This window comes from Xenorhabdus vietnamensis, from assembly GCF_002127535.1.
Taxonomy (GTDB): Bacteria; Pseudomonadota; Gammaproteobacteria; order Enterobacterales; family Enterobacteriaceae; genus Xenorhabdus; species Xenorhabdus vietnamensis.
Genome location: NZ_MUBJ01000002.1, coordinates 350,484 through 374,697, shown reverse-complemented (window position 1 = coordinate 374,697; position 24,214 = coordinate 350,484). Strand labels below are relative to the sequence as shown.

Below are 24,214 nucleotides of genomic sequence, written 5' to 3'. Positions count from 1 at the left end.
ATGCGTCAACAGTGGCTTATACTTAGCATCGTAGCAGTACTGATATCAGGCTGTACCACAACAGGAAACAATCAGACATCTTCTCTTCCCCCAGTTCCAACTCGTGATGTTTTGGGTGCAGAGCCTCAATATGAGCCTTATCATCCAAGTGCGAATCGAGATTATCAGCGGGATGGGCAAACATATCATATAGTGCAAGATCCTTCTCACTTTACCCAAACAGGTTATGCCAGTTGGTTTGGTGAAGAATCCAATGGAAAATTGACAGCAATAGGTGAACGCGCCAGTCCTTATGCTTTAACAGCAGCACACCCGACGTTACCTATTCCAAGTTATTTGCGTGTTACTAATTTAAGTAATGGTCGCATGATGATTGTTAGAATCAATGATCGAGGCCCTTATAATAAACCAGGAAAAATCATCGAATTATCCAATGCGGCAGCTGAACGACTCAATTTGATGCCACAAAGCAAAGTGAAATTGGATGGTATTTTGATTTCATCTGATGGCTCACTTTCCGGTTTGGGAGTAGTAGGCTCAACGATAGTTAAACAGAGCTTTGCTTTACCTGATAGACCCAATATTGGTTCACAATCACCTCTTTCTCCTTCTGCAGTAGGAAATTCTGCTGACGAAAACACAGTGAAACAACCATCAACTGAACAAAGTCTTTCTGGAAATACAACGAACCAGCCTGTCGCACCAGTTTCGGCAGCTACATCACCTGCTCCTGAATCAACAAACAGTTATATGGTGCAAGTAGGAGCCGTCAGCACAGAACAAAAAGCCAAAGACTGGCAACAATCTTTGAGCCAGCGTTTTAACGTGCAAGGACGTATCGTCCAATTTGGTAACGTCTATCGCGTCCAATTGGGGCCATTCAATAGCCACCAGCAAGCTGTGGAACTACAGAAAAAATTAACGGATCAGATGCACCAATCCTCTTTTATTGTTGCTTCATAATATTATTGCCCGCTGATTCATGAAATCCAATTGCGATAAATGGTATCACTGCCTGCTGACAGTAATGATATGCATCAATATCAGCAGGCAGATAAAATCTACAGTGAACAAAAGTCGGGTAAAAAAGTGTAAACCGTCAATCCATTCAATTTTGTTTAATGTCAGCGTTTTTTGCATTTGTTATTATGTCATTTATTATCAATCCCTCTCTCACGGATGTTATTTAATCAATCATGAAATACATAGTTACTAAATACATAGTCACTTCCCGTTTTATTAAAAATACCACCTTAGGCATTGCTCTGGCCGCCAGCGTTTCCACATTCGCCAATGCGGATGATAATTTCAAAACCATGATCCCCGGTGTACCAGAACTGGATTCAGAAGCCTACATTCTGATTGATTACAATTCAGGAAAGGTACTAGCTGAAAAGAATGCGGATATCCGCCGCGATCCCGCAAGTTTGACCAAAATGATGACCAGCTACGTCATTGGACAGGCCATTAAATCAGGAAAAATCGGCCCGAATGATATTGTTACCGTAGGTAAAGATGCTTGGGCAACGGGTAATCCGATATTTAAAGGCTCATCCTTAATGTTTTTAAAACCTGGCGACCAAGTTTCTGTTGCCATGCTCTCCCGTGGTATCAATTTGCAATCTGGCAATGATGCCTGTGTCGCCATGGCAGACTACGTGGCAGGCAGCCAAGATGCATTTGTCAGCTTGATGAATCAATATGTGCAAAATTTAGGGCTGAAAAATACACATTTCCAAACTGTTCATGGCCTCGACGCCCACGGCCAATACAGCTCTGCCCGTGATATGGCATTAATTGGTCAGTCCCTAATCCGCGATGTGCCGGATGAATATTCTATCTACAAAGAAAAAGATTTTACTTATAACAATATTCGCCAACCTAACCGCAATGGCTTGCTATGGGATAATAGCCTGAATGTTGACGGCATTAAAACAGGCCACACTAACGGTGCAGGGTACAACCTTGTTGCTTCCGCCACTGAAGGCAATATGCGCCTGATTTCTGCTGTGATGGGAAGCCCAACCTTTAAGGGACGTGAAACTGACAGCAAAAAATTACTGACATGGGGATTCCGTTTCTTCGAAACAGTCTCACCCCTGCAAGTCGGTAAAGAATTTGCATCAGAACCAATTTGGTTTGGTGATACTGATAAAGTCCAACTGGGCGTTGACAAAAATGTTTACCTAACGATCCCCCGTGGCCGTTTGAAAGACCTGAAAGCCAGCTATGTATTGAACAATACCGAACTGCATGCACCACTCGCTAAAAACCAAGTTGTTGGTACTATCAACTTCCAGCTTGATGGAAAAACCATTGAACAACGCCCATTGGTTGTCATGCACGAAGTAAAAGAAGGTGGCTTCTTCAGCCGCATAATCGACTATATCCGACTGATGTTCCATCACTGGTTCGGTTAATTTCTTGAAAGCCAGATATTGAGTCTTATATTAATTAAATATCGTTAGAAAATTATCATGCCACGGCAAATCAGTCATGATGCCGTGGCAAATATATTTTAGGAGCGCCTATGAAAACCAAATTAAATGAACTGCTTGAATTCCCTTGCTCATTCACCTATAAAGTGATGGGGTTGGCCCAACCTGAGCTAGTGAATCAAGTTGTTGAAGTAGTTCAGCGCCATGCCCCGGGCGATTATTCTCCTGTCGTTAAACCAAGCAGTAAAGGTAATTACCACTCTGTTTCCATTACCATCAATGCAACGCATATTGAACAAGTTGAAACTCTGTATGAGGAACTAGGGGCGTTGGAACTGGTACGCGTTGTATTGTAATTAATCAATCGTATTAATCGCACCAAAGTTATGCAATTGGGCTAATGTGTTGCTGTCGATCAGACAGGTAGCAACACATGATAACATTTATCCTTGAGGTACTTCAGGAATGACTATCTCTCGGGGATTTGGCCCAATACGCCATAAAATTAATTAATGTTCGATCTAAATGACGTTCTTGAAGCAAATAACGGCGTAAATTTTTTACAGCAGATGATTCAGCTGCAACCCAGGCATAAAAATGGTTAGCCTGATTTCCATTTTCAGCTCTTTCCCATAATGTACCATCTGGTGAAGTAGTTTCAGCTAGGAATTGTTCTTCAATAAACGCTGATGCTGGTAGAATAACGTGTTCACGTACAGCTTCTAATAGACGTTCACCATATACATACCTTTCTTTAACATCACGGGGCAACCAGAAGACATTAGCAAATTTAAATTGCTCTGTATTAATACAATCCTCTTGCTTTGGCACTTCAAAGAATGCCTGTATATTGGGAGGATTGTCACATACTGATAATTCTTCCAGAATACCCAATGCTGCTGGCAATGCCGTTTCATCAGCAATCAACAACACCTGACGAACTTGTGCCGGTGGTTTCCATTCACAGCCCTCAGCCCCATTTATTGGGCTATCATTAGAATCAATTTTCGGGGCAACAATCTGTAAAAAAGCTCCGGGGTTAGATTGCTCCAACCAATTAGATACCGGGGTATTTTTACCATGTAAAACAAACTCGACATCCATCTCATTATTTTCAATGCGTAGCGCTCTTAATGTATAAGTTCTCATTAAAGGACGCTCTTCTTTGGGAATCGACATGTAATTACTGTGCCACTCTTCCCCCTCTTTTACCTGTAGTGAAGGGTTATTTTTCAGGGGAAATAGTAACTTTATACGTTGATCCGGTGCATATCGTCGCATTTTATGCACCTCAGAACCTTCAAAAACACAACGCAATATAGATGGTGATATAGTGATTCGTTCTTTCAAGAACAAGTTAAAAATAGAGTAAGTTGAAGACATAATATTATATTAACAAACAGTTTTGTTATTCTCTTTATTGATAATATATTTTATACGCTAGATCAAACAATAATCAAAATCAATATAATAATGATAATTATTATCATTAATGGTGGTAATGGCACTTTATGCCAAAAAGACTTTGTAAGAATGCACAGAATAGTCAAAACTGAAATCCCGGTACCACACCGCCGAACATTCGGATTAAATCATCTCGCTTCGTTCTAAAAAAACATATCCAACCATCTATTTTTATTCTCTTACATTCTGATTTTATTATATTTTTATGCGCTACTCATTCAAAAGCGCCAAAATGCTTTTGAGCACAAAATAAGTATTGGGTAAATTTCCAGTCGCCCCAATAACATGGCGGCACACATCACCCATTTTGCTATAGGTTTAAGATTACCAAAGTCTTGTGCTGTGTCACCGTATCCTATCCCCATGTTATTGATACAAGCAGCAACGGTAGCAAATGAAGTTACCAAATTATAACCAAGCAAGTTTAAGACCCAAATAAAGAAACAACTGAAAAAAACATAGAGAAAGAAAAATCCCCAGACAGAGCGCAGTACTCTTTCCTGAACTACAGATTTACCAATTTTGATCGTTGAGATGGCATTTGGATGAATGAGCTGGTTAATTTCACTGATGCTCTGTTTTGCCAGTATCATGACACGGAGGGCTTTAATGCCTCCACAAGTTGATCCTACACAACCACCAAAAAAACTCGCGGCCAGCAACAGTAAAATCGTATGGGGAGGCCATTGAGCATAATCAGAGGCCGCCAGGCCGTTATCAGTCATCATTGAACTGGTCATGAAAAAGCTGTGAACAAACGCATCTTTTATGTCATACCTTCCCGAACGGTATAATTCTAACCAGATAATGATAATTATCGCGGTCAATACCAATAAAAAAAATCGCAGTTCAGCATTTTTTAGCAGTGGTTTTAAACTCCAGCGTGTCAGTGCAACAAAATAGAGTGTAAAGTTAACTGCCGACAGTATCGAAAAAATTCCTCCTACCATTTCAATGGCAGAGCTATTGTAGTAACCCAGACTATTATTATGAGTAGAAAATCCCCCCAAGGAAACGGTTGAAATCCCATGACAGAGAGCATCAAACCACGACATTCCTGCGACCCAAAAACTGATTGAGCATAGTGCTCCCAGCAACAAGTAGACTATCCACAGACTTTTGGCACTGTCTGCAAGACGTGGAGTCAATCGTTCTTCTTTGAAGGGTCCGGGCATTTCAGATTGATAAAGCTTGGCCCCACCAATTCCCAGTAAAGGCAAAATAGCAACAGCAAGGACGACGATACCCAATCCACCAACAAAATTGAGCTGAGCACGATAATAAAGCACGGATTTAGGCAAACCTGAAACATTATTGAGTACTGTGGCCCCTGTCGTCGTGATACCTGACACTCCTTCAAACATCGCATCTACCAAATTAATGTTTAAATTTGTATCAAATATAAAAGGTAAAGCACTGAGCAACGAGAATAGCAACCAGAATAGTACAATGATAAGAAATCCATCCTGAGTACTGGGCTGTGCCTTAGTTTGACGGGTAAAATACCAACCAATGCCTCCCGTAACCAATCCGATGATAAATGTATCAAAAAAAGCAAAAACACTTTTTTCTTTATAAAACAAAGCTACAAAAATAGGCAGCAACATTGAGAGGCTGTAAAGGAGCACCAGAAAACTACAAAGATGCCCAACAATCAGTAATTGGTTTTTTTTGACCATTTGCTAGCTCAAACAAATATTAAATTGTAATTCATCAAAATATATAACCACGATAATACAAAATAAAAATATATTCGTCTAATGAACAATATTATTGCATTAAGGCATTCTCAAACTGGTGGGAATCATCTTACAGAGTTATACTGGTGGGCACTTTTTGTTAACGAATGATGAAATTCCCATTGCAACTTAACACCGTCATTTTACGCCAGCTAGGTATTCAGCCCTACGAACCGGTTTCTGATGCCATGCACCAGTTCACCGAACAGCGTACTGTGGAAACACCTGATGAAATCTGGCTTGTCCAGCATGAAAAAGTATTTACGCAAGGTCAGGCCGGTAAAGCTGAACATATACTTACGCCCGGTGATATCCCCGTCGTCCAGTCAGATAGGGGGGGACAAGTCACCTATCATGGTCCCGGGCAGCAGGTCATGTATGTTTTGATTGACTTAAAACGGTCAAAAATTGGGGTTCGTCAATTAGTAACTTCAATCGAAAATACTGTGATCGAAACTCTGGCACATTTTGGTGTGGAGGCGTATGCCCGCCCAGATGCCCCCGGGGTTTATGTCGCAGGTAACAAAATATGTTCCCTTGGACTACGTATCCGAAAAGGATGTTCTTTCCATGGTCTGGCACTGAACATTGCAATGGATTTACAGCCATTTTTGCGCATAAACCCTTGCGGTTATGCAGGAATGCACATGATCCAACTCAGTGACCTTACCACCGGAGTGACTATTGAAGATGTACAACCCGTTCTGGTAGAAAAATTCTGTCAGATCTTGGGATTCCAACTACTCAATGAAAGATGATATAATTTTTTAACATTTTTCAAAAAAAATTGAATGGATTTATTTTGCCTTGATATTTTTCTTATAACCATCAGGCAGTAAGTCACAATCTGAAGAATATAACTGGAACCAGCACGATTATGAGTAAACCAATTCAGATGGAACGTGGTGTCAAATACCGCGATGCAGACAAGATGGCTTTAATCCCTGTGAAGACAGTCGCCACAGAACGTGAAGCACTCTTGCGTAAACCTGAGTGGATGAAAATCAAACTTCCTGCGGATTCCAGCCGCATTCAGGGTATCAAGGCTGCAATGCGCAAAAATGGGCTGCATTCCGTCTGTGAAGAAGCGTCCTGCCCTAACCTGGCTGAGTGTTTTAACCACGGAACCGCCACTTTTATGATCCTTGGCGCCATTTGTACCCGTCGCTGCCCATTCTGTGACGTAGCCCATGGTCGCCCGAATGCACCTGATGCAAATGAGCCTATCAAGCTCGCGCAGACTATCCAAGATATGGGGCTGCGTTATGTCGTTATTACATCTGTTGACCGTGACGACTTGCGTGATGGTGGTGCCCAGCATTTTGCTGATTGTATCACCGCGATTCGTGAAAAAAACCCATCAATTAAGATCGAAACCTTGGTACCGGATTTCCGTGGGAGAATGGATCGGGCGCTGGAAATTCTGACCGCAAGCCCTCCCGATGTGTTTAACCACAATTTGGAAAACGTGCCACGGATTTATCGTCAAGTTCGTCCGGGAGCGAACTACAATTGGTCATTAAAACTACTGGAAAAATTTAAAGAAGCACATCCAGATATCCCAACTAAATCCGGTTTAATGGTAGGATTGGGTGAAACTAATGAAGAAATCATAGAGGTTATGCGAGATTTGCGTAGCCATGGTGTCACTATGCTGACCTTGGGGCAATATTTGCAGCCAAGCCGCCATCACTTGCCGGTGCAGCGTTATGTCAGCCCTGCTGAATTTGAAGAAATGAAAGAAGCCGCGTTAGAAATGGGCTTTACTCATGCAGCTTGTGGCCCGTTTGTTCGTTCTTCTTACCACGCTGACTTGCAGGCTAAAGGCATGGAAGTCAAATAATTTGCTGCCACCATCATGATAAACATTGTGTTTGCTGTATTTATCGGTGGTGGCTTGGGTAGCGTGCTACGCTGGTTCATCAGCCTCCGCCTGAACAGCCCCTCTTCCCCAATTGCCGTTGGTACGCTGACGGCCAATTATCTTGGCGCATTTATCATTGGGTTGGGTTTGGCCTATTTTAACAAAGCCACTCATTTCACTCCGGTTTGGAAACTGATGCTCACTACAGGTTTTTGCGGTGGGCTAACAACCTTTTCCACCTTTTCTGTCGAAGTGGTTTATCTATTGCAGGCAGGAAAAATAGGTTGGGCGTTGTTCAATATTTTGGTGAATGTAATCGGTTCATTATTAATGACTGCTTTTGCTTTTACAGTAATGAACAAACTTTAATAATTTTCTCAAATTATGACTGCTCCTCCTCTATTCTACTGTAGTCAAGATTTTAATTTACTTGCCACGCCGGGAAAGGATTTGCGACTTTTTCTGCTAATAGAGAAATTTCTAAAGGCAAATAACATAAAAAAACCCGTTATCAAAACGGGTTTTCAAAATATGAGATTCGAAATTAGATTGCGACAACGTTAGCAGCAGATGGGCCTTTCTCACCCTCAGCAATATCGAACTCTACTTGCTGGCCTTCAGCCAATGTTTTGAATCCATTAGACTTAATAGCTGAAAAGTGTACAAAAACATCTTTACTGCCATCTTGCGGAGTAATAAAACCGAAGCCTTTGGATTCATTAAACCACTTAACGTTACCTTTTACTTTTGACATCAAAACTTACCTTCAATAAAAAAGACACAAACTTAGCGTCACGTACAGTACACCAGATAATTTAGTTCACTGTCTGCAACATAGATCACGAAATATATAACAGAATGTAAAAAAACGTTCTTTTCGCTTAGTTACATTGATTGATTTTATACGCTAATAGTGATTTCACAAATAAATTAGCATTTTATTTCAATTCTGTTTATTTTTCGACTTTCGGCTCTTTTCGTGCTCTAGTAACCATCCTTTGATATCTAGCCCACCGGTATAGCCAACCAATTTACCATCATGCCCAATCACCCGATGACAAGGTACAATCAATGAAATAGGATTGCGTGAATTCGCCATACCGACAGCACGACAATAGTTTACCGACCCCAACGTTAGTGCCAATTGTTTATAGCTCCACATTTCGCCATAAGGGATGTTACAAAGCTGCTGCCAGACGCGCTTTTGGAATTCAGTTCCCTGCATGCTTAAAGGAACTGTAAACGTTAGCCGTTTCCCTTTGAAATACTCCTGTAATTCTTTCGCACACTGCTTAGTAATAACACTTTTAGATTCTAATTTTTCCTTTTCGTTGACGAAATAGATGCTAGTTACTCCTTCATCGTCCGCACTGATATGTACATAGGGCTTGGGAAATCCTTCTGGAGTATTCAGGTAATGATGATACATAAACTACCTCCATTTAATTTATTATTAAAAATTTCTGTACTAGCCTAAATCTCTCATTCATCAATTTGCAATGATGAATTCGGTTACACATCTGACAATTTGATAAAGAAACCATCGCGCCCTCTGATAATTAAAATTATGGCTCTGCCAATAAGTTATGACATTTTATTTTTAATGTCGCCTATTTAAAAAATATAAAAATACAACATATAGATAAAATTAAATAATAAATCCCCACATATAGTATTCATTCCAATATTTAATTATCTCAATATAATATACACATGTTAATTTTTATTATTGTTAATAATATATAACACCAAGAAATTTTACTAGAAGTGTTATCATTTATGGCAAACACTATGGTATATATCCCGTAGGTTTCAAGTTACAGAGCAATAAATCAGGAGGATAAATCTCCCGAAAAAGATACACTACACCGAAACCCGTTAACCTAATGCTGCAAAAAAGCCTGTTATATCCAATCATTAAAAGCGTTCACCACAACCTATGATGGAAATCATGGCTCAACTTATTCTTCTGCGTACTCACACATGGAGACATCCTCAGATTCAGTTTCTAAGCAATAAGATTTTTTTATCTTTCAAAATTTAAAATTACAAATCAGCTCCAATAGACTTCAACTTACAAAGTAGTGACAAGAATGAAAAACCTACCAACAAAATAGAAGATTAGAAGGTAAAAGAAAAAAAATAAAGGATGTATACTCACTCATACAATCGTCTAATTGTGTAATTATAGATAACCTCTGTGATTTTGGCTGATTGCTGCAATTTTTAGCCTATTTTGAATACAGTGAAATACTGAAAAAATAATTCAATAACTACAATGCACTTACTATTTTATCAATTATTAAGGGCTCAGATTAATATCCATTAACATACTGTTTAATATGAAAACACTCTGACAACCTATCAATAAAAAGCAAGAAATAAAAAGCAAGATTCAGAAATAAATGTTGGTCTGTTAATTTCAAATTTACCCTCTCATTAGATGAATCAGAACAAAATAGTAAATATAAAAAATGTATTTCATTATTATATCAACAGTTATGCACCACAAAAACACCATTTAAAATATTGCACATATACTTCCCAAAGCAATTCCTATAAATATATTCAATGATAATTTAAAGTATTAACTTACCATAAACTTAACCTTATTTATCAATGAGCTAAATCATTAAGGAATTGTTATCTTAAAATCAGGCAACAAAGCCTAAAAAATCCATAAAAATCCATGCAATATTATTCTGAACCAAATAAATTAAAATGATTTAAGACCATGGTATTTTTGTTTTACGGAAATAGTAAAATAAGCCAAGATTATTAATAAATAATACTGTGAAATGCAGTTAGATAAACATATTTTTATTAACGATTTTAAATGATGTGTTTTCATCATATTTCAATATGTTAGGGTATATATTGGTGAAATAACGCTGGAGAAATCGAAAAAATATATCATCAACAACAGGAAATATTTATTTCATGATTATAAAACTTGAAGTTAAGAATCTCTATAAAATATTTAGCGATAACCCTGAGCCTGCATTTAGATTATTAGCATCTGGTCTCAGTAAAGAGCAAATATTCGAAAAAATGGGTCTCACCGTCGGTGTTCAGAATGCCAATCTGGCCATTGAAGAAGGCGAAATATTTGTGATTATGGGATTATCTGGTTCAGGTAAGTCCACACTAGTACGTCTTCTCAATCGCCTGATAGAACCAACCAAAGGTCAGATAATTATCGATAGTGAGGATACTTCCACCATCACAAAAACTCAGTTACGGGAAGTTCGCCGCAGTAAAATCAGCATGGTATTCCAGTCATTTGCACTCATGCCACTTTTGAATATTCAGGAAAATACTGCGTTTGGTATGGAGCTTGCCGGCATCCCAAAAAAGAGCGTAATCAAAAAGTATTTGAAACACTGAAACAAGTTGACCTGAAAAACTATGCCCTATCATATCCTGACGAACTTTCCGGTGGTATGCAGCAATGTATCGGGTTAGCCAGAGCTTTAGCTAACAATCCCGATATTCTGTTAATGGATGAAACAATGCGTATCGGCGATCGCATTGCCATTATACAAGGCGGCAGGGGGTGATAACATATTCTATATGTAGGGGAAATTATGTCGTAAATGCAGTTCAAGGGTATCTTATTAATAAAAAAACAGCAGAAAAATACCACATCACCAATATCGCTCAATTAAAAGATCTTAAACTTGCCAAACTGTTTGATAGTAATGGAGATGGAAAAGCTGATTTAACAGGCTGTAATTCTGGTTGGGGATGCGAAAAAGCGATTAACCATCAATTGAGAGCTTATGGATTGAAAAATACCGTGGAACATAATCAGGGCAATTATACTGCCATGATGGCTGATACTATTGCCCGTTATCGGGAAGGTAAACCTATTCTCTATTATACTTGGACACCTTACTGGGTTAGTGATGTACTGAACCCCGGAAAAGATGTCATATGGCTTCAAGTTCCCTTTTCCACCCTCAATGTTGGAGAAAAAATCAACACCCAGTTACCCAATGGTCGTAACTATGGTTTCCCTCCCAGTACCATGCATATCGTGGCAAACAAAGCATGAGCATATAAAAACCCAGCCGCAGCTAAACTTTTTGCTGTCATGGCTCTGCCTATTGCTGATATCAGCGCTCAAAACCAACGAATGCATAGCACTAAAATTTCTGAAGCTGATATTGAACGTCAAGCCGAAGGTTGGATCAAATCACATCAGAAAACAGTAGAGCATTGGCTAAAATCAGTAAGAAAGGCCGTTAATTAATGTAATAAATGGATCTTTTCCTAACCCTGCATTATGTAGCCATGGAAGCATTAACAAAATTCATGGCTATCCATGCATATGCTCTTTCATCATCCTTAATTATTACTAATTCCTTTGCTCTCAATGATATTATTTAAATAATTTATATATTTCATATTTTCACTTTCATCATATTTTGTTAATGTTGCTTTATCTATTAACAAAAAACAAAATACTCCATGTCAATGCCTGATAAATCTGCAACTGATATACCAATATCAGATGCATCAGAATCCGAGACACCTCAATCAAACAGAGCTTCTTCATTTAAAGAAGGTATTTTTGATAGTCTCCCTATCACCATTGGCTATATTCCCATCTCTTTTGCATTTGGTTTAAGCGCCATTAAACTGGAATTTACTCCTATAGAGGCCATATTTTTTTCATGTGTCATTTATGCCGGAGCCAGTCAGTTTGTTATCACAGCCTTACTGAGCGCGGGCATGTCATTATGGATTTCTGCTCTGACCGTAATGGCAATGGATATCCGCCATATTTTGTATGGCCCTGCTTTACGCCATCGCATCAAACAGACACTATCGGAAAAGAAAACCGTGATTTGGGCTTTTGGCCTGACAGATGAAGTTTTTGCAGCAGCAACAACCAAACTGATAAAAGATCAACGGAGTTGGAGTGAAAACTGGATGGTCGCCATTGCAATATGTTCATGGCTCTCTTGGGTATTAGGTACTGTAGCCGGGGCTATATTAGGCAATGGTTATCTGAGTTCTTATCCAGCTATTGAAGCCGCCATGACATTTATGCTTCCGGCTCTATTTTTGAGTTTTTTATTAGCATCATTCAAAAAACAAAATAGCTACTGTGTTACCGCAGCCTTATTAGGCGCTTTAATGGGTATTACATTTTTTTCAATACCCGTCGCCATTCTTGCTGGAATAATCAGTGGATGTTCAGCAGCACTTCTGCAAACTAAAAACGCACAATTGAATACGAGTGCAACTCATGGAAAGTAAATTATATGATTGATAATAAAATACTTTTTATTGGACTCGTTGTAGGCATAGCCAACTTTTTATTCCGCTACCTTCCTCTGCGTTTAGGGAGCAATCGCTCACTTGCAGGAACAACGGGAAAAATGGGAGTCATACTCGATAGCATTGGTATTGCATCAATTTGCTCACTTCTTATCGTCTCAAGCATTCCTGACGTAATGAAAGAGTACAACAAATTTTTTCCGACTTTAATTGGATGCCTAACCATCTGCCTTTTTTTCTACAAAACACGAAGCATCATAACCTCTACACTATCCGGTGCCGTGGTTTTTGGTGTAATATTCAAGGTATTTATGAATTAGGTATCAATATCAAAAGAAATATGATGATAACAAATAACTATAATTGCTAAATTTAACTTTTAATATAGTATTTGTATGGTTTTTAACAGAAGTTACTTTACCGGTTGAAACTAATAAGGTATCTAAACAATGGAAAGTTCATTCACTCCCACAGAAGAGTTACTTAATTGCCGTGTATCACAGCAAAAGAGTTTACCCTATCAAGAGATTTTACTCACTCGCTTATCTATGCATGTCCAGAGTAAACTTCTGGAAAATCGCAATAACATGCTGAAAGCACAAGGAATCAATGAAACCTTGTTTATGGCTCTGATGATTCTGGATACCAAAGACAGTCGTAGCATTCAGCCATCAGAACTCAGTGCTGCATTAGGCTCTTCCCGTACAAATGCAACCCGAATTGCAGATGAATTAGAAAAGCAAGGTTGGATAGAGAGGAAGGAAAGCCATAACGATCGTCGTTGCCTCCATCTTCATCTTACAGAAAAAGGTTCAAATTTCTTGAATGGTTTGCTGCCACCCCAGCATGAATGCCTGGTCAAGCTTTGGTCTATTCTTGATTTTAACGAGAAAGAACAATTAGAGAAGTTAATGAGGAAGGTCTTGGGACAATTAGATAATATTGGGGATTGTTTGGGTAAGTGATTTTTTTCTTCTAAACAGTTTTGAACCCAAAAAGCATGTTATAGCAACATGACCTAAAAAACTTTTCTGCAAGCCTGTATCATCAGATACCCCATATGGCTGACTATTATCTTCAGATAATATTTAAATCCATACCGTTCACCCTTCCAGTAGTGTAAATACGCACTACTGGAGGCACGTTTTATCCCCAGCAGGGGGTATACAAACAATTATCAGTTATGAACAAATACAGGAATTCTCTATGAGTGTTAGTGAGAAAACACCTCTTCCGTCAAACGCAGAGCCGCTTTCTTTGAGCGAAAAACATGATGCTGAAAAACATGATGCTAAAAAAAATAGTGCTAAAAAACGAAAACGCCGCAGCATCATTACGTTATTGACGTTACTATTCCTTTTACTTGGCGCAAGCTATACCGTTTACTGGTTTACCACTTTACGCTATCAACAAGAGACCGAAAATGCTCAGGTTTCTGGCAATAACGTACAAGTAATGTCGCAAATTTCAGGCAGCGTTGTGACTATTAATTTTGACAATACTGATTTTGTGAAAAGTGGTCAGTCCATCATCCAACTCGATCCACGTGACGCCAAATTGGCCTTGAAAAGAGCTGAAAGTGATTTAGCTAATACCGTCAGGACTACTCATCAGCACATGATTGACAATAACAAATATCAAGCCATCATTGAGCTGAAAAAAATTGCCCTCAGGAAAGCCCAGAATGATCTTAACCGAAGGGAAATACTAGGAGCTCGAGATTTAATCGGTAAAGAAGAGCTGCAACATATGCGTGAAAAGGTTGCGGTTGCTAAAGCCGATCTAGATGTTGCAATAGCTCAATATGAAAGCAATCAAGCCATTATTCTGGATACTCCTCTGGAAAAACAACCAGCCGTCGAAAAAGCAGCCTCTGGCGTTCGTGATGCGTGGCTCGCCTTACAAAGAACTAACATTATCAGCCCTGTTGATGGTTATATTGCCAACCGTAAAGTTCAAATAGGTTCCCGTATCAATCCAGGGACACCATTAATCACGATCATACCTGCCGACAATATGTGGATTGAAGCCAATTTCAAAGAAACTCAGCTTGCAAACATACGTATTGGTCAACCCGCTAAAATCACCAGCGATTTACATGGTAGTGATGTTGTCTATACTGGCAAGGTTGTCGGAATTTCTATGGGAACCGGTAGCGCCTTTTCCCTATTGCCAGCGCAAAATGCCAGCGGAAATTGGATTAAAGTTGTACAGCGCGTGCCAGTCCGCATTGAGCTTGATCCTGAACAATTAAAACAGCATCCTCTGAAGATTGAGTCATCCACAAAAGTCACTGTAGACACAGAGAACACCGATGGAATGGTACTAGCAACGATTGAACGCTCTCACCCAGCCTATCACACCAATGCCTTGACGATCGATATGGCTCCTGTAAACAAAATAGTTACTGACATTATTAATAATAACTCAGGAAATCAACTTAAGGGGGGAGCATGGTAACAAGAGAACCGTTTACAGGCGCGAAACTCGCTCTTTTAACCATTACACTTTCAATGGCGACTTTCATGCTTGTTCTCGACTCTACCATTGCCAACGTAGCCATACCGACGATTGCTGGTAATCTAGGTGCTTCAATTTCACAGGGAACATGGGTGATTACCTCCTTCGGTGTCGCAAACGCCATTTCCATCCCAATTACGGGTTGGCTAGCAAAGCGCTTTGGTGAAATAAAATTGTTCATCTGGTCTACCGCAATTTTTACTCTTTCATCTTGGCTGTGTGGTCTTTCCAACAGCCTCAACATGTTGATTTTGTTCCGTGTTATTCAAGGATTAGCGGCAGGCCCTATACTTCCTCTTTGTCAAAGTTTGTTGCTGAATAATTACCCAATAGCCAAGCGCAATATGGCATTGGCGCTATGGTCAATAATGATCGTTGTTGCCCCGATTTGCGGGCCCATTCTTGGTGGCTATATCAGTGACAACTACCATTGGGGATGGATTTTCTTCATCAATATTCCCCTTGGTATCGCAATCATCTTTGTCATCATGCAGCTATTACGAAATCGAGAAACGAAAACAGAAATACGCCCTATCGATATTATCGGGCTGTTTTTACTGGTGATTGGGGTCGGCAGCCTGCAAATTATGCTCGATCAGGGAAAGGAACTTGATTGGTTTCACTCTACTGAGATTATTGTCCTTGCAATTACTGCTATTATTGCACTTACTTTCCTGGTCATATGGGAACTGACTGATGATAATCCGGTGATCGATCTATCGCTGTTTAAACAACGCAACTTTGCCATTGGTACACTGAGTATTAGCCTCAGTTTCATGATGTACATTGGTTCGATTGTTTTACTACCACAGCTCTTACACGAAGCTTTCGATTATACCGCAACTTGGGCGGGACTTGCCGCTGCACCTATCGGATTTTTACCACTGTTACTATCTCCCATCATCGGTAAATTTGGTCATAAGATAGATATGCGCTTGATCGTGACATTCAGCTTCATCACTTATGCTATATGTTTCTATTGGCGAGCTTACACCTTCGAACCGGACATGAATTTTTCCGCCGTTGCATGGCCTCAATTTGTTCAGGGGTTTGCCATAGCATGTTTCTTTATGCCACTGACAACCATTATATTATCAGGGTTAGCACCAGAGCGAATGGCCTCGGCCTCCAGTCTGTCAAATTTTATCCGTATATTATCGGGTTCAATCGGTACATCTCTCATAACTACCATGTGGGCACAGCGTGAATCGATACACCACACTAATTTTGCAGAATATATCAACCCATATAACCCCAATTATCAGCAAACTTATCAGAAACTCAGTGAGTTAGGGATGAATAATGAACAGATCTTAGCTAATCTAGCAAAACAGATCACACGTCAAGGCTTAATTATCTCAGCCAATGAGATATTTTTGCTTTCAGCAGGAGCATTCCTTGTTCTAGTGTTATTAGTCTGGATGGCAAAACCACCTTTTTCTGCTGGTGGCAAAGATTCTGGAGGGGCACACTAAATTTATTACATTGAATATACTGGTTTTAAAGGGAGCATTTGCTCCCTTTACTAAAAAATATTTGAGAAATCCGCTACAATATTCTCATTGTCATAACTCATTGTTTATTAAAAATATATTGAATTTATTAGCAAATTTTTTAACTGGATTCAGCAAATTATCTGCAAACTTTAAGCCTTTGGCAGGATCAGTCAGATCTAGCATCTGGCAATTTGCAGACGATTCAAACAACAGCATTTAATTTCTGGCGTAAGCAATTCATCTTTTTCGGACTATTAACTTTCGCTCGGCTGGCTTTTTCTGGTAATTCTACATCAGGATTCATGACCAAAACTTCTTCTGCCAAATCTTTTATAAAGATATATCGGGGAAGAATGATTTCCAGCTCATTTGTGAAGTTGACGAACAATAGTCTTATGTCGGTAACAACATTTTTTATTACATTATTAAAAATAAACTCGCAAAATCAGAAGAAAAAATAAAGGCTCTGACTAAATAGCCAGAGCCAATTAATAATGGAGATTAAACTATCTCTTTCTGTTTTCAAACCACTCATCTTTAGTCAAATGGCAATTTGAAATTTGTTCTGTATAAAAATTATACCTTGTTCTGACGCCACCATTCTGCCAGCAGAATACCTGTTGCAACAGAAACGTTCAGACTTTCCACTCGACCAGTTCCACCAATGGAAAGACGAATGTCACCATCTTCCCAAGTACTGTCACTTAATCCATCACTTTCTTGACCCAATACTAAAACCATTTTTTCCGGCAATGTTGCCTGTGCCAGGGTTGTGCTGCCTTTATGACTTGAAGTGGTTACAATGGTGTAACCTTCATTGCGGAATTTACTCAGCGTATCTGTGAACCCATCGGCATCAATGCCTTTGATATGTTCAGCACCACCCTCTGCTGTACGAACAGCCGCACCTGATTCCAACATTGCCGTATCCTGCAAAATCACACCATGTACACCAAAATGCGCACAACTACGCATGATTGCCCCAAGGTTATGTGGGTTGCCTACATTTTCCAATGCCAACACACAATCTTTTGCGGGTGCCTGCTGCAAATAAGTTTCCGCATCCAAGCCATTGCGTTTCTTAATCAGGAAACATACACCACCGTGGTGTTCAGTGCCTGATGCCTTAGACAATTCTTCATCATCAACCACATGATAAGCTTTACGATTTGCCGCCATCCATTTCAGAGCATTACGAAAGCGCGGGGTGACTGATTGAACAAACCAAGCCCGAACAATCGCATCAGGGCGGTTCTGAAACATTGCCTGGCAAGCATTTTCCCCATAGATACGGGTTTCTTCTAAACGCTGGCGACGAAGCTGTTCAGGATCAATATAACTTTTACCACTGATGCCACCGTGCTCTGGTTTAAGAGGTTCTCCCTCTGGACGAGAAATCGTTTTCCACGGGGAACGATCGTCTGAACGTTCCGGGCGCTCGTTGTCATGACGACGGCCACCTTGCTCACGCCCTTTGCCAAACGGACGTTTATCATTTTTACGGTTGTCACTATTTTTACGACGATCGCCGCCTTTACGGCTATCGTTGTTGTCCTCATTGCGGACATACATTACTTTGACTTTGCCGCTTTTACCACTATAGGAATCGTTCATTTATTTCTCCAACTACGTTATGGCGCGAAGATTACCCGATGTACGCGCCCGAAGCTACCTCTGGCAACGACAATCCATTAAAATATCCGCTAATTTTTTACTGGTTTATCCACGAACATGTTTTGAGTTCTGAAATGAGAAATAACAACGCCGTTTATCAGCTTCGCCAACTTCGCCTTGCTCGCTCTACTCGTCCTTTCCAAGCAAGGGGCTGCCGGGTGCAGCGTTGCTTGCATTGTTTATTACCCCCAAAAAAATGCCTGTGTGAAATGATTTCACCTGCAAACGCGGCAAGCCGCTTCTGCCTCATCATGTTTGATACTGAGCCAATGAAACCCAGTAATACCGGAAAGTTGATTGCAGATATCCTGCCCGATACACACGCTTTTCTCTGGTCCAGAACCGAACCTGATCAACAAATGCTTGAAGTGTTGTGCGATCCAACCCGACAACCCTATCTGATATTTCCTGACAGTTATGCCACACCTTCCCGAACGGTGTATCAGAAGATCCCTGATAACCGGAAACCGCCCCTGTTCATTATATTGGATGGTACTTGGCCTGAAGCAAGAAAAATGTTTCGCAAAAGCCCATACTTGGATGATATTCCCCTACTATCTATTAATGACATTGCCAAAATGGACTATTTACTTCGAGTTCCTTCCAGAACAGAGCAGCATTGTACTGCCGAAGTCGCAGCTGCAGCACTAGAATTGGCAGGGGATGCTGAAGCGTCACAATCATTATTGAGCCATTTCAATCATTTTCGTGAACAATATCTGGCAGGAAAATCTAATCATCTGTAGGAATAAATCACAGTAATGCTTGACAATCCGCGCTAAAGTGACTGATGGTGGTCAAAGTTATTCATGGTAATTGTTTAATCAATAGTGATTGTTTATTGATGTGATAACTGATGAGGAATCCCGGAAATGAGCCAGCGCGGACTTGAAGCATTATTACGTCCTAAATCTATCGCCGTTATTGGTGCTTCTGAAAAACCAGAAAAAGCCAGCTCAATGTTGATGCGGAATTTGCTGATGGGTGGGTTTACAGGGCCTATTCTTCCCGTCACACCGAACAAAAACGCTGTTCTGGGGGTGTTAGCCTACCCTTCGATCGATAAATTACCATTAACTCCGGATCTGGCGGTGATCTGCACCCATTACAGTCGCAATTTGTCTTTACTGAAACAACTAGCTCAGCACGGCTGTAAAACCGTAATCATTTTATCCTCTCCACCAGCACAATTTACTGAATTGAAACAATGCGGCCAAAAACATCACATTCGAATTCTGGGACCAAATAGTCTTGGCATTCTGGCACCTTGGAGCGGACTGAATGCCAGTTTTTCTCCTATCCCTATTCTTAAAGGGAAACTGGCTTTCATTTCGCAATCAGCTGCAATATCAAACACAATTCTGGACTGGGCAAATCATCGCAATATTGGTTTTTCATATTTTATTGCTTTGGGTGACAGTGTTGATATTGATATCGATGATCTGCTCGATTTTCTGGCTAGAGACAGTAAGACCAGTGCCATTCTGTTGCATCTCGAACACATTAGTGACGCCCGGCGCTTTCTTTCAGCTTCCCGCAGCGCTTCACGCAATAAACCCATTTTGATCGTGAAAAGCAGCCGCACCCGAAAAGCTCAGGAATTACTGGGAGAACAACAAAATTTCGACACTGCTTATGACGCAGCTATTCAACGTGCCGGACTGCTACGTGTACAGGATACGCACGAAATGTTTTCCGCAGTGGAAACATTGAGTTTTATGCGTCCATTGCGTGGGGAACGTTTGTTGATAGTCAGCAATGGTGCAGCACCAGCAGCAATGGCGCTGGATGAACTACTCAGAAGAACCGGCAAACTCGCTATGCTAGGAGAAGAAACGATCAACAGATTGTCTGGCATACTGCCCGATACACTTCTTTTACGGAATCCATTGGATATCGGTGATGACTCTTCAACCGAACAATATATTGCTGTACTCAAGCTTCTTTTAGATAGCCATGATTATGATGCCTTGTTATTAATTCATTCACCTTGTGCCATATCCCACAGCCAAGCTACAGCGGTTCGGGCTATACAGGCTATTAAAGAACATCCTCGTGGGAAATGGATTACTCTTTTTACTAATTGGTGTGGAGAATATTCTTCATTAGAAGCGAGACGTTTGTTCAGTGAAGCCGGTATTCCGACTTATCGGACTCCAGAAGGAGCTATTACCGCATTTATGCATATGGTGGAATATCAGCGAAATCAAAAACAGTTAAAAGAAACACCATCTGTACCAATTGACATTACATCAAATACGGCTCGAGCCCATGAATGTATACAACATGCCCTTGATAACGGGCATGTCCGACTGGATACTCATGAAGTCAAACCTATTCTTGATGCTTACGGTTTAAATACTTTACCAACTTGGATCGCTCATACCAGTGATGATGCAGTCAATATTGCAGAAAAAATTGGCTACCCTGTGGCATTAAAACTCCGCTCACCAGATATTCCACATAAATCAGAAGTCCAGGGTGTGATGCTTTATTTGCGCAATGCTGATGAAGTAAAGACAGCAGCACTAGCAATTATTGAGCGTGTCAAACAAAACTTTCCGCAAGCCAGAGTTCATGGATTGTTAGTACAAAGCATGGCTAATCGGGCTGGCGCACAAGAGCTGAGGATTTCTATTGAGCAAGATGAGATATTTGGCCCCTTAATCATGCTGGGAGAAGGGGGGATTGATTGGGTTCATGAAACACAAGCCGCAGTTGCCCTTCCTCCCCTTAATATGGCATTAGCCCGTTATCTGGTGATTCAGGCAATTAAGAGCCGCAAAATAAAATCCGGTGGCTCACTTCTGCCTCTGGATGTTCTCGCTCTCAGTCAGTTATTGGTCAGAGTATCCAATCTTCTGATCGACTGTCCTCAAATTATTCGCATGAACATCCATCCACTGCTTGCGTCAGGTAATGAGTTAACTCTATTGGATGTGGCAATGGAGCTGACACCAACAACAGGCGATCCTCGCAAAAGACTAGCTATCAGGCCTTATCCCAATGAGCTGGAAGAAACTATCTACATAAAAGACGGGTTTGAATGTTTGCTACGACCAATTTTGCCGGAAGATGAACCTTTACTGAAGGAATTTATCGGCCAAGTGACGAAAGAAGATCTTTATTACCGCTATTTCAGTGAAATCAGTGAGTTTACTCACGATGATCTCGCAAACATGACCCAAATTGACTATGACCGAGAAATGGCATTTGTAGCAATCCGTCATCCCAAAACATCACCTGAAATTATTGGTGTCGCTCGTGCTATGGCTGATCCCGATAATATCGAAGCAGAATTTGCGATATTAGTCCGATCAGATCTCAAGGGAATTACATTAGGCTACCAGCTCATGACTAAGTTGATTCACTACACAAGAGAACATGGTATTCAGACGCTAACAGCCATCACCATGCCTGAAAACCGCAACATGGTTCAACTAGCGAAAAAACTTGGATTTACCATTGATATACAGTTAGAAGACGGCATTGTTAACCTTATGTTGAAACTCTAATTCGGCTTTTATCTCATGATGAGCATGATGAATAATAAATTCCCACTTCGTGATAAATAGCACAGAGTTAAACCAATCATCTCAAGAGAGTTAATTCATACTCACAATAAACCAAACTAATGGTATTATCGTCAGAGCATTTTGATTCATACACCTTATGATGGTATTGACGCCATCTAAACTAAGAGAAAAAACGCACTGTGATGTTGTCCAAATTTAAGCAAGCAAAACACCAACAACACCTTGCACAACTGCCTAAACTACCGCAGTCAGTTGCTGACATAGAAACGCTATATCAATCTAAAGCGTTTCGCAGCGCCTTGCTAGAGCACATTGCAAGCGCCCAAAATCACATTTATATCGCTGCATTATATTTAGAAAACGATGATGCGGGATGGGATATCCTGACTGCATTATATGCCGCTAAAAAAAATCGCCCGGAGCTGGATATTAAAATTCTGGTTGATTGGCATCGTGCTCAACGTGGTCGGATTGGTGTAGCAGCTGCAGCAACAAATGCAGATTGGTACTGTTCCATGACCGAAAGATACCCTGGTGTTAATATTCCTATTCTAGGCGTTCCAGTGAATACGCGTGAAGCCCTAGGAGTCTTACATCTGAAAGGCTTTATCTTTGATGATACGGTTATTTATAGCGGAGCCAGCATTAATAACGTTTATCTGAACCGATATGAAAAATATCGTTACGACCGTTATCATATATTGTATAATGCAAAACTTGCTACAGTCATGAAGCAATTTATTGATGACAGTATTATTAGTGCTGAAGCCGTAAAAAATTTGGTCAACTACAACCGTTCTCGTAATCTTGAAATTAAAAGTTTGATCCGTCAATTTCGTGCTTCCTTGAAAAACTCCGAGTATCACGTTGAAAATCAAGCATCAAATGAAGAATTGGCAGTAACCCCTCTTGTTGGATTGGGAAAAAAGAATTTACTGAACAAAACAATTTACCATCTTATGTCTTGTACTGAAAATAAGTTGGTTATCTGTACACCTTATTTCAATCTACCGGCTGTGTTGGTGCGCGCAATATCTCGGCTACTCCGTCGAGGAAAACAAGTTGAGATCATCATTGGAGACAAAACAGCCAATGATTTTTATATTCCACCAGAAGAGCCATTTAAGATCATCGGTACATTGCCTTATCTATATGAAATTAATTTGCGTCGTTTTACTAGTCGACTGCAAAAATTTATCGATAACCAGCAATTAACTATTAGGTTATGGAAAGATCAGGATAATACTTATCACTTAAAAGGAATCTGGGTTGATAACAAATGGCAATTAATTACTGGCAATAATCTTAATCCTCGCGCATGGGGATTGGATCTGGAAAATGCTATTCTTATTCACGATCCTCATCAAGAAATGAATGAACAACGTGCAGTGGAGTTAGATTACATTCGTACTCATACAAAAATTATTCATGACTATCAGGAACTGGAAAGTATCCAATTCTATCCAATTAAAGTACGCAAACTGATACGACGTTTGCGCCGTATTAGAGTGGATCGACTAATCAGTCGGATACTGTAAAGTAATTTATTGATAAATAATTATCGTTTTTTTGAATCCCCTCTCGCTATTGCCTTAGGGGATTTTTGTATGTTACCTATCAAACAGCTATGATTTAAAAAATAAATCATGGCAGAAACTATGATGAAAAAAAACCTCATCACTTTAATACGAAATATATTAATAATTTATCCTATTCTATTGACTATTTCTTGCTCTAATTTGCGTCAAGCAAATGACAATTGGACAGGAAAAGATAAAGCCCAACATTTCTTATTTTCTGCAATTATCGCTGCCGCAGGAAATGCTTATGGTGAGCGTCAAAATTGGGAACATCGTGGAAGTGCGCAATTTGGTATATTGCTATCGGTCAGCATTGGTGCAACAAAAGAACTCTATGATAGCCGACCATCAGGAACAGGCTGGAGTTGGCATGATATTGCTTATAATATAGCAGGAGCTATAGCCGGTTATAGCTTATATCAATCCATGAAATAATTTTCTGATTTCCCTGCGCCAATGCAAAAAAGCCCCCCGGGGACGGGAGGCTTTCCTGACGCATTGAATGTCTGGCAGTGCCCTACTCTCACATGGGGAGACCCCACACTACCATCGGCGCTACGGCGTTTCACTGCTGAGTTCGGCATGGGGTCAGGTGGGACCACCGCGCTATTGCC

General features: G+C 40.2%; 20 protein-coding genes, 1 rRNA gene and 2 pseudogenes. 17 read left to right on the top strand and 6 right to left on the bottom strand.

Features of this window, described 5'->3' with window-relative positions:
- The 3 genes from rlpA (at position 1) to ybeD (ending at position 2,794) form a co-directional block, all read left to right on the top strand.
- Positions 1 to 963, top strand: a complete 963-nt coding sequence (gene rlpA, locus Xvie_RS03865) for an endolytic peptidoglycan transglycosylase RlpA (protein ID WP_086108031.1) — start codon at positions 1 to 3, stop codon at positions 961 to 963.
- Between the two features lie 233 nt (positions 964 to 1,196).
- Positions 1,197 to 2,420 (top strand): D-alanyl-D-alanine carboxypeptidase DacA, encoded by a 1,224-nt coding sequence (dacA, locus tag Xvie_RS03860; protein ID WP_086108030.1) that lies wholly within the window; start codon positions 1,197 to 1,199, stop codon positions 2,418 to 2,420.
- A 110-nt stretch (positions 2,421 to 2,530) separates the two neighbouring features.
- Positions 2,531 to 2,794: a DUF493 family protein YbeD gene (gene ybeD / locus Xvie_RS03855; protein ID WP_086108029.1), complete on the top strand. Its 264-nt coding sequence runs from the start codon at positions 2,531 to 2,533 to the stop codon at positions 2,792 to 2,794.
- A gap of 103 nt (positions 2,795 to 2,897) precedes the next feature.
- Here ybeD and Xvie_RS03850 read toward each other — a convergent pair whose 3' ends face one another.
- Together Xvie_RS03850 and Xvie_RS03845 are read right to left on the bottom strand one after the other, a co-directional pair.
- Entirely contained in the window at positions 2,898 to 3,821 is a 924-nt protein-coding gene (locus Xvie_RS03850; protein WP_086108028.1) for a siderophore-interacting protein, read from the bottom strand.
- 299 nt (positions 3,822 to 4,120) lie between these two features.
- The gene (locus tag Xvie_RS03845; protein WP_086108027.1) at positions 4,121 to 5,581 is read right to left on the bottom strand and encodes a TrkH family potassium uptake protein; all 1,461 of its coding nucleotides are present in this window, start codon (positions 5,579 to 5,581) and stop codon (positions 4,121 to 4,123) included.
- Between the two features lie 170 nt (positions 5,582 to 5,751).
- Here Xvie_RS03845 and lipB point away from each other — a divergent pair, with 170 nt between their 5' ends.
- The 3 genes from lipB to crcB all read left to right on the top strand — a co-directional run bounded on the left by lipB (position 5,752) and on the right by crcB (position 7,874).
- A complete protein-coding gene (lipB, locus tag Xvie_RS03840) occupies positions 5,752 to 6,399 on the top strand; it encodes a lipoyl(octanoyl) transferase LipB (RefSeq protein WP_208612513.1) in 648 nt (215 codons plus the stop codon).
- Positions 6,400 to 6,518: 119 nt separating this feature from the next.
- Complete coding sequence (gene lipA / locus Xvie_RS03835) at positions 6,519 to 7,484, top strand: lipoyl synthase (RefSeq protein ID WP_086108026.1); 966 nt, start codon at positions 6,519 to 6,521, stop codon at positions 7,482 to 7,484.
- A gap of 15 nt (positions 7,485 to 7,499) precedes the next feature.
- Positions 7,500 to 7,874: a fluoride efflux transporter CrcB gene (gene crcB, locus Xvie_RS03830; protein WP_086108025.1), complete on the top strand. Its 375-nt coding sequence runs from the start codon at positions 7,500 to 7,502 to the stop codon at positions 7,872 to 7,874.
- A 175-nt stretch (positions 7,875 to 8,049) separates the two neighbouring features.
- Here the strand turns inward: crcB and cspE are convergent, their stop codons facing one another.
- Positions 8,050 to 8,259, bottom strand: a complete 210-nt coding sequence (gene cspE, locus Xvie_RS03825; RefSeq protein WP_086108024.1) for a transcription antiterminator/RNA stability regulator CspE — start codon at positions 8,257 to 8,259, stop codon at positions 8,050 to 8,052.
- 189 nt (positions 8,260 to 8,448) lie between these two features.
- Complete coding sequence (locus Xvie_RS03820) at positions 8,449 to 8,934, bottom strand: methylated-DNA--[protein]-cysteine S-methyltransferase (RefSeq protein ID WP_086108023.1); 486 nt, start codon at positions 8,932 to 8,934, stop codon at positions 8,449 to 8,451.
- A 1,511-nt stretch (positions 8,935 to 10,445) separates the two neighbouring features.
- On the opposite strand from Xvie_RS03820, the pseudogene Xvie_RS03815 reads away from it, so the two are divergent.
- From Xvie_RS03815 to emrB, 7 genes and pseudogenes are all read left to right on the top strand, one after another.
- Positions 10,446 to 11,056: pseudogene (locus Xvie_RS03815) on the top strand (ATP-binding cassette domain-containing protein); the annotation flags it as partial.
- A pseudogene (gene proX, locus Xvie_RS03810) lies at positions 11,046 to 11,760 on the top strand (glycine betaine/L-proline ABC transporter substrate-binding protein ProX); the annotation flags it as partial. The pseudogenes Xvie_RS03815 and proX, both read left to right, overlap by 11 nt.
- Positions 11,761 to 11,978: 218 nt before the next feature.
- Positions 11,979 to 12,773, top strand: a complete 795-nt coding sequence (locus Xvie_RS03805) for an AzlC family ABC transporter permease (RefSeq protein ID WP_167376228.1) — start codon at positions 11,979 to 11,981, stop codon at positions 12,771 to 12,773.
- 5 nt (positions 12,774 to 12,778) lie between these two features.
- Positions 12,779 to 13,114 carry an L-valine transporter subunit YgaH gene (gene ygaH, locus Xvie_RS03800; RefSeq protein WP_086108022.1) on the top strand — a complete coding sequence of 112 codons (336 nt, stop codon included), beginning with the start codon at positions 12,779 to 12,781 and terminating at the stop codon, positions 13,112 to 13,114.
- A 129-nt stretch (positions 13,115 to 13,243) separates the two neighbouring features.
- Complete coding sequence (mprA, locus tag Xvie_RS03795; RefSeq protein ID WP_086108021.1) at positions 13,244 to 13,759, top strand: transcriptional repressor MprA; 516 nt, start codon at positions 13,244 to 13,246, stop codon at positions 13,757 to 13,759.
- A gap of 241 nt (positions 13,760 to 14,000) precedes the next feature.
- Positions 14,001 to 15,254 carry a multidrug efflux MFS transporter periplasmic adaptor subunit EmrA gene (gene emrA, locus Xvie_RS03790; protein ID WP_086108020.1) on the top strand — a complete coding sequence of 418 codons (1,254 nt, stop codon included), beginning with the start codon at positions 14,001 to 14,003 and terminating at the stop codon, positions 15,252 to 15,254.
- Complete coding sequence (emrB, locus tag Xvie_RS03785; RefSeq protein ID WP_086108019.1) at positions 15,248 to 16,789, top strand: multidrug efflux MFS transporter permease subunit EmrB; 1,542 nt, start codon at positions 15,248 to 15,250, stop codon at positions 16,787 to 16,789. Before emrA ends, emrB begins: the two co-directional genes overlap by 7 nt.
- 597 nt (positions 16,790 to 17,386) lie before the next feature.
- Here emrB and Xvie_RS03775 read toward each other — a convergent pair.
- Entirely contained in the window at positions 17,387 to 18,424 is a 1,038-nt protein-coding gene (locus Xvie_RS03775; RefSeq protein ID WP_086108018.1) for a tRNA/rRNA methyltransferase, read from the bottom strand.
- 134 nt (positions 18,425 to 18,558) lie between these two features.
- On the opposite strand from Xvie_RS03775, the gene Xvie_RS03770 reads away from it, so the two are divergent.
- From Xvie_RS03770 to Xvie_RS03755, 4 genes are all read left to right on the top strand, one after another.
- A complete protein-coding gene (locus Xvie_RS03770) occupies positions 18,559 to 19,230 on the top strand; it encodes a tRNA-uridine aminocarboxypropyltransferase (protein ID WP_086108080.1) in 672 nt (223 codons plus the stop codon).
- A 126-nt stretch (positions 19,231 to 19,356) separates the two neighbouring features.
- Complete coding sequence (locus Xvie_RS03765) at positions 19,357 to 21,999, top strand: bifunctional acetate--CoA ligase family protein/GNAT family N-acetyltransferase (RefSeq protein ID WP_208612507.1); 2,643 nt, start codon at positions 19,357 to 19,359, stop codon at positions 21,997 to 21,999.
- A gap of 200 nt (positions 22,000 to 22,199) precedes the next feature.
- Positions 22,200 to 23,558: a CDP-diacylglycerol--serine O-phosphatidyltransferase gene (gene pssA, locus Xvie_RS03760; protein WP_086108016.1), complete on the top strand. Its 1,359-nt coding sequence runs from the start codon at positions 22,200 to 22,202 to the stop codon at positions 23,556 to 23,558.
- 108 nt (positions 23,559 to 23,666) lie between these two features.
- Positions 23,667 to 24,035 (top strand): YfiM family lipoprotein, encoded by a 369-nt coding sequence (locus tag Xvie_RS03755; RefSeq protein WP_244175431.1) that lies wholly within the window; start codon positions 23,667 to 23,669, stop codon positions 24,033 to 24,035.
- A 69-nt stretch (positions 24,036 to 24,104) separates the two neighbouring features.
- On the opposite strand, the gene rrf is transcribed toward Xvie_RS03755, so the two are convergent.
- Positions 24,105 to 24,214: ribosomal RNA gene (rrf, locus tag Xvie_RS03750) — 5S ribosomal RNA — on the bottom strand.